Annotated in this window: 5 protein-coding genes and 1 pseudogene; all 6 read right to left on the bottom strand. The window is 30.2% G+C overall.

Annotated features, from left to right (window positions below; translation table 11 throughout):
• Positions 1-188 (bottom strand): annotated as a pseudogene (locus tag G5B42_RS09625) (IS5/IS1182 family transposase); the annotation flags it as partial.
• Positions 189-400: 212 nt separating this feature from the next.
• Positions 401-1810, bottom strand: a complete 1410-nt coding sequence (locus G5B42_RS09620) for a lipopolysaccharide biosynthesis protein (RefSeq protein WP_181340261.1) — start codon at positions 1808-1810, stop codon at positions 401-403.
• On the bottom strand, positions 1797-4106 hold the full coding sequence (locus G5B42_RS09615; protein WP_181340260.1) for a polysaccharide pyruvyl transferase family protein: 2310 nt from the start codon (positions 4104-4106) through the stop codon (positions 1797-1799). Before G5B42_RS09615 ends, G5B42_RS09620 begins: the two co-directional genes overlap by 14 nt.
• Before the next feature lie 4 nt (positions 4107-4110).
• Positions 4111-4845, bottom strand: coding sequence for a glycosyltransferase family 32 protein (locus tag G5B42_RS09610; RefSeq protein WP_187350995.1), 735 nt, complete (start codon positions 4843-4845; stop codon positions 4111-4113).
• Between the two features lies 1 nt (position 4846).
• A complete protein-coding gene (locus G5B42_RS12295) occupies positions 4847-6037 on the bottom strand; it encodes an O-antigen ligase family protein (RefSeq protein ID WP_181340259.1) in 1191 nt (396 codons plus the stop codon).
• 42 nt (positions 6038-6079) lie between these two features.
• A complete protein-coding gene (locus tag G5B42_RS09600) occupies positions 6080-7042 on the bottom strand; it encodes a glycosyltransferase (RefSeq protein ID WP_181340258.1) in 963 nt (320 codons plus the stop codon).
• Positions 7043-7146 lie beyond the last annotated feature (104 nt).

Genomic DNA, 7146 nt, shown 5'->3' with positions numbered 1-7146 from the left:
GCCATGCGAACTGGTTTGGCCGGAGCACCCGTGTTGTTTTTGGCAAATAACGCGGCATACTTGTCTTCAATGACGTCCCATGGAATAAGCTTTGATAACTTTACCCAGCGGTTTTCCGGGTCAAGTTGTCCTCCAAAAGGTAGATAAAAGTTTTCCAAGGGAAGTTGTCGCTCTGTTTTCAGGTACATACCAGTCACTCCAAATGCAAGGATTTTATAGAATATTTCTCGTTTTCCTTGCACTTCCCTTGTCTTAAAATGGGTTATTTATCAGATTTTATAAGGGTTTGGGACTTTTTCAGGAAACCCTAGATTAATCACCTCTAGGGTAGCAAAATTTCCGTATTTTTTATATTCTATCGATAAAGATTATTTCTAAACTTTTTTCATATAAAATTGTCCTATTTATTTGTTATTTTTATCCTTGTAATAAAATTAAATAAATTAAACAATATACTTCTGTTAAGATACAAAGTGGCAAGACCAATTATTATGATAGAAAATATCTGGCCATATATATTCATGGTATAGTAAATATAAACTGAAGTTACTAATAAAATTAAACTCGGGATAATCGCAATAAAACTTACTTGTAAATTGATAATATTATTAACCGATCTGATCCTTACTAGATAAAGGATTATAAATGATACCATATTGGAAATCACAACACCCCATATTGATAGTACGGGTATCAATATTAACGATAAAATGAGATTACTTATTGCAGCTATAATGGTCGTAGTAAGGGCTTGCCTGGTTTTCATTGATGCAGTATATATAGTTCCTAAAAATGTAGCCAGAGAATTAAACGAACTACCCATCAATAATAAAGGCACAAATTTCCATGCACTTATAAAATCTCCTGTTATCGTTAAAATATTGTAGATCTTAATAACCGGTAATAAAAACGCAGTAACAGAAATTGTAAAAACTGTAAATATAGTAAGTCCTGAACTAAAATATTCGTCTCTATCATCAGAATTATACTCTTGTATCACATTCTCAGTCCATGCTTTTAAAAATATTGCATTTACAATCGCAATTATATTTGGAAATTTATTAGCAACCGCAAGTACACCATTATCTGCAACTCCGTGGTAATAAACAAGTATATACTTCCCCAATAATCCTATTACCCACCAGGCAATCTGATTTGGTATTAATGGTATACCAAATTTTAGTTGTCTACTTATTTCTATCCTGGATAATCTTCTTACATCAATATAATTCCATATCCTGGTTCTAAATACCATGAAAATTGTTATAACAGAAGACCCAGCGATAGAAGAAATTAATAATGCTTCCCCACCCATTCCTACTTTCACAATTAAAAATATGTTTGATGTAGCATGTACAATTGTAGATATTACACCAGTAACTGCATATTCAATAGTTCTTTGTAGCCCTCTTAATACCTGTTGTAAAAAAATACCCATGTAAGTAACTATAAAATAGGCTAAAAACAGACCACCATATTTAAAATTAGTTTTATATAGAAATGGTAGATACAAAATTACAAAAATAAAGACTCCTGCTGCAAATATACCCAATGAATTCGTAATGGTTTTCTTCCTATCCTCATCATTATTATCTGTCATTAAAAACCTGAATACCGATTCAGTTACTTGCATTGTAAAGATAGGCGCTATTAAAGGTAATGTACTCATTAGTATGTCGACAGTTCCATAGTCTGCACTTGTTAAATATGCTGTATAAAGTGGAAGAAGAACAAATCCTAAGAGTTTCGAGGCAAAATTACCAATAAAATATATAATGGTTGTCTTAATTACCCTATCACTTCGATTCATTTTTACCTCTACCCTTTTTGATTATGGATCGAATTACACTATAAGACTTATATATTTTATTATATAATTCAAATCCACTACAGTAATAACCCGCAATTTCGGCCAGGGATTTTTTTTCATCTTTTAGATCTTCTAGTAGGTCATCATAAAAAACTGATTTAATTGGGTTCTGGGGATATTGTACTGTCCAGTATTCTATACATTCATTTTTATCTAACTTAATCCTGTTATCTGTTTTCAATTTATCGAGCAGATTTTCACCAGCCTCAGTCATGGCTATAACCATTGATACCCCCTCTTTATCATCTAAGTACCTTGGTCCCCAATAATCCCCAATTCTTATATCCGCTGAAGAACTTGTTCTAAATCTACATTCATAACAGGATTCCATATTAACAAGTCTTAACAGAAAAAATCTATAAAATAAATCTTTATTCTCATTCCTAACGTAGGACTTATTTTTACCCTCAATTTTAATAAATTTATCTCTCCAACCTTTAGACTTATCCCTGAATTTTACATCAGGTGTTTTACCATATCTATATCGTTTAGAACCTTCTTTTAAATACTTATTCCAAAGATTTTGGCTTGGGACTCCGTGGCAGATTAAATCTACTAAAAAATAGTCCTTTCTTTTATTTCGGGATTTCAATAAAAGGTCAATGCCGGCAATTTGACATGGTGTCCCAAAAATAACAGCCTTTTGGGTATTGTTATAAACTTCATTAAATGCTTCCTTTGTATTACTTTGTAGATATTTAGAACCTTGAAATACCTCTAATGAATCTATATCACCTGCTTTTACAAGCTTATGAACTGCTTCCTGTTTTTCCCTATCATAAATGCATCCAACAATATCATACCCTTCAAGAGAAAGAACTCTGGATATCTCATAACCAGCTCCTCCTGATGCTGAAGTATTTAATATTCTTTTATCTAATGATTTTAACATGTATAAATTGTGTTTATCTTTATCGATATCTATTGACTTATTATAGCTGAAAGGACAAACATTTTTACATTTATTACAACCAATACACATATCCTGGTTTATAAATGATTGCAAAAATCCATTACCATTTCTTTTTATTTCTATTGCGTTAGTTGGGCAAATAATTGAACACACACCACATCCACAACAAGTATTAGTAATCTTAAAATCAATGGCAGTCTTATCTTCTGTGGCTTCATTCAAAGCATTTTTTAAATAATTTATCGACTTTTCCCTCTCGATTTCCAGCTTTTCATTCACATTTGTATAATCACAAATTATAGGATCCGATGGTAAGATTTTCGTATTAGTAACCAATCTATCTTGTAATCCTAATAATTCAAGGATATTATAAATCCTGGAATTCTGACTGTAATCATCATCGCTTGAAAATCTTTCATAAGCATAGAAAGGTTTATTATAAATAATAGAAAATACTGTACCATGAAAGGAATCTGTACAAATCATGGAAGCATTTCTAACCAGGTTTATAAACTCACCTGGCCCTACCCCATTTACTACTTCATATCCTCTTCCATAATCTGAGGTAAACACAGGTATGATTTTTAATGGGATATTAATTTTTTCACTCAACCTATATACGTGGGACCAATTATCTTTATTGGTTCCTAAAAAATAACACAATATATATGGTTTGCTTTCATTCTCACCAATAGCTAATTTGTCCCACTCACATGCAGATAACAACATTGTGGGATCTAAAACAACCCTGGCTTCCTTATTACAGATTTCTTTTATTATCTTTGCACCTTGAGCCTCACGGACTGAAAGATACTCAAATCTGCTAATATTCTCAGACATCTGCTTTTTGATATATGGATCTTCTATTTTAGATAGCCCTATACTTGGGGCATAAGCAATCATTTTCTTAGGATTCTCTACAAAACTCAAAAAATACTTGTCATTAAATATATTAGGTGCCCATATTTGATCACTACCGCAGACGAAGGCATCATATTTATCATTTAACAAAAATAAATCTGAGGCAGTTTGGCACTTCTCAGTCAAGTTTATATTTTCGACCAGGAATTTCTCAAAAGCTTTTTCTCTCTCCTGGTCAATAATTGTTCTTTCTTTTCTATTCTTAACTTTCTTTTTTATTAAGTCATAATAAAAATTAAAGCCTTTATAGTTTTTTAACGTAACTAATTTAGCATGGGGTATATAATTAATTACATCTACTTGATAGCCTAACTTTTTAATTGTATGAACAGATGCTGTCACCTGTAAAGAGGTACCATAATTAAAATAATGAAACCATGTCATCAAAGCTACTTTTTTCATAAGACTACCCCTTTATCTTTCTCTTTACATTTACTACAAATTGAGTTGCCTGTGGTCCAATTATCCTTTGTATTTTACTTTTCAACTTATCCCTTCTAGAAAGCCAGGAACCTGAAAAATGATGTATTGTATGGGTATTTTCACTTATATCAATTCTACCCGTTTGTAAATCCTTTGCACAGAAATAATCAAATGGATATATATTCAAACCCTCTTTAAGTACCTGATGTTCATTTTGGGGCTTCCATCCATATTCCTCCATTGTAACTTTAGCAATAATTTGAGTATTTGGTGTTGTATCATAGCTACCATCAGGTAATATAAATCGCCTTTCATCATACTCTTTTAATAAATCCTCTATCCATTTATGATTCTTTTCAGCGGCCATAATTCCGGTGCCGGTGGTTACACATATTTTATTGTTTTCACAACCAATAAATGCCTGGTGTTTTAAAAACTTATCTAGAGGTTTTAACACCTCAACATCCGTATCCATGTAAATACCACCATAATTATATAAGGCATATAATCTTACATAATCTGTTACAAAAGCAAATTTTTTTGATTCATATGCTTCTTTAACATATTCATTACAATTAATATCAAAATTATCCTCATTCCATAATATAAATTCATAATCCGGTAAATATTTTTTCCAGGAATTTATACAATAAATCGCCAGTTCTGGCATTTGGCTTTGACCAAACCAGCAATAATGAATTATTTTTGGTATCACCATATCAAACCACCTTATCCCTTTTTAGTGTTGATTTACCTACATTAGAAGTAGTAATAACTCTCTCTATATTATAAGCTAAAGCAAAAAGGACAAAAATATCAAAAAAACCCATTGCTTCAGAAAACAGGACTAATGCTATTGATAATATACCAAGTGATAATATTTTTGCAGCTTCATCTTCCCTGTACTCGTATAATTTATTAAAAACTATATAAACTATGCCCCCAAATGCAAGTAGAGAGATTAATCCCCCTTCCAGCACTAGCTGTATAAATTGATTATGAGCACTATAATATAACCCTGTTCTGGGAGAAAAAATTAAGTTGACACTTTCGGCCACACCATATCCCATCAATGGCCTGTCCTTAATCATTTCTATTGCCGTGTTCCATAACTGTGTTCTTCCTGAAAATGTAATATCTCTACCTAATAATTGATATAACAAATCTGCAAATTGATCCTGTATATTAAAAAGAATTATTGAAAAGAACATTATTATATAAAATACCAGATATGATTTAATATTAAAAATTAAAGTATTTCTAAATAAAAAAGGCATTACAAAATATATAATTATAGGTATCCAGGCTATAATATTGGAAGCAGAACCAGCATGAAATATCATCCAGGTACAAATAATAAAAGTTATAATTAGTTGCTTTTTTGAATACTTGTTCTGAAAATATTTATCCCGTATTATCATCAGGACAATAGTAAGTATATATAACGGAGCTAATTGATTTCTATGCCTCATAAAAAAAATCCTTCTTTCTATGGAATGATATCCGTCAGGACTCATCACCATTGCAATAAAATTAATCAAGGTTAAAAATCCCAAAACTGTTGTGAAGGCTTCAATCAATTGTTTCGGGTTATCCTTAATTCCCAATTCAATGAATAAACATATGGCTAAAACTGGATATACCTCTGTTATTAATTTAGAAATTGAACCATTATTGACTATAGTAGAAAGTGTTTTGATAAAATAAAAAATCAGCGTCATTATTATAAATTTTGATAATCGTCCTTTAAAAATATAGAGCAAAAATACCAGTATAAACACTAACCTTAATCCATTCAAATATATAAAGTTTACAACTGAAATTTCAAAAAAAGTAAAATAATAAGGTCTGAAAAAAACAATAATAGCAATCAGGAATAATAGGTAATATATATTAATTTTCCTGGACACTTTCAATTCTCCATTCTATATAATATCTATATAATAATTTGTTTAATCATTCAAATTAGAGTTTGTCAATAACCTATAAATAAGTTTATATAACCTCTTATTAATGATAAATAAATACGATTTAGCTTTATTCTTAATACTTATTGGCTTACCAATGAGGAATTTTTTACTATATAAATCCTTGTATTGGTTAGAATAAAAATTTCCATAATCAATAGCTTGTAAGAATTTATTTACTAAATTATCATTTAAAAGTTTTTTCAGCTCTATATCATCTATTTCTTCATATATTTTTTCAAGTTCATAACAGATATTAATCAAATCAACCCCATTCTGAGTTTTATCTTTCGCCTTTGTAATCGAATCCTCTCTAATAATATAATTATAAAAAGGAAACCTTATATACTTTACCTTTTGGGCTTTTAAAAATACTCTAGGTGTCCACTGTTCATCCTCATGTAAAATACCTTTTTTGAAAAATAAATCATTATCAATTAGAAATCTTCTATTATATAAATTTAACCATGCGGCCATATACATTTTTCTAGATTTCAACTGTGTTTTTAAAAACTCTTTCCCGCTTATAATAGTATCAGAAGAAATATAAGCATGTTCCATTAAGGATTTTTTATCTCCTTCTATTCTTATGGCATCACCAACAATAACATCTACATTAGCCTCTATACTGCTATAAAATCTTTCACAGGTATTTTTGTCTATATAATCATCCGAATCTACAAATAAGACATAATCTGCTTTTGCCTCTAAAAGCCCAACATTTCTTGCATCCGAAAGCCCACCGTTTTCTTTATGAATAACTTTTATTCTTTTATCTTTCTTAGCATATTCATCACATATAATTGGGCAATTATCCGGGCTACCATCATCGACAAGAATAATTTCTATATCATTAAAAGTCTGGTTAATTAAACTTTCTACACATCTATGTATTTCTTTTTCTACTTTATATACAGGCACTATAATAGAAATTTTGGGTAATACCATATAATTACCTCCCTCTATGATCTTCATTTTTCTCTTAAAATCTCACTTATTCACAATATTTCATTTATTAGAAATGAGTCCTTATGGGTAATATAAACAGACAT

Source organism: Capillibacterium thermochitinicola, from assembly GCF_013664685.1.
GTDB lineage: Bacteria > Bacillota > UBA4882 > UBA10575 > UBA10575 > Capillibacterium > Capillibacterium thermochitinicola.
The sequence above is the reverse complement of the archived record's forward strand: the minus strand, read 5'-3'. Positions and strand labels throughout refer to the sequence as shown.

Bases quoted from the DNA above. Each gene is read 5' to 3' on its own strand.
- G5B42_RS09620 (WP_181340261.1), bottom strand. From the start codon at position 1,810: ATGAATCGAAGTGATAGGGTAATTAAGACAACCATTATATATTTTATT.
- G5B42_RS09615 (WP_181340260.1), bottom strand. From the start codon at position 4,106: ATGAAAAAAGTAGCTTTGATGACATGGTTTCATTATTTTAATTATGGT.
- G5B42_RS09610 (WP_187350995.1), bottom strand. From the start codon at position 4,845: ATGGTGATACCAAAAATAATTCATTATTGCTGGTTTGGTCAAAGCCAA.
- G5B42_RS09600 (WP_181340258.1), bottom strand. From the start codon at position 7,042: ATGGTATTACCCAAAATTTCTATTATAGTGCCTGTATATAAAGTAGAA.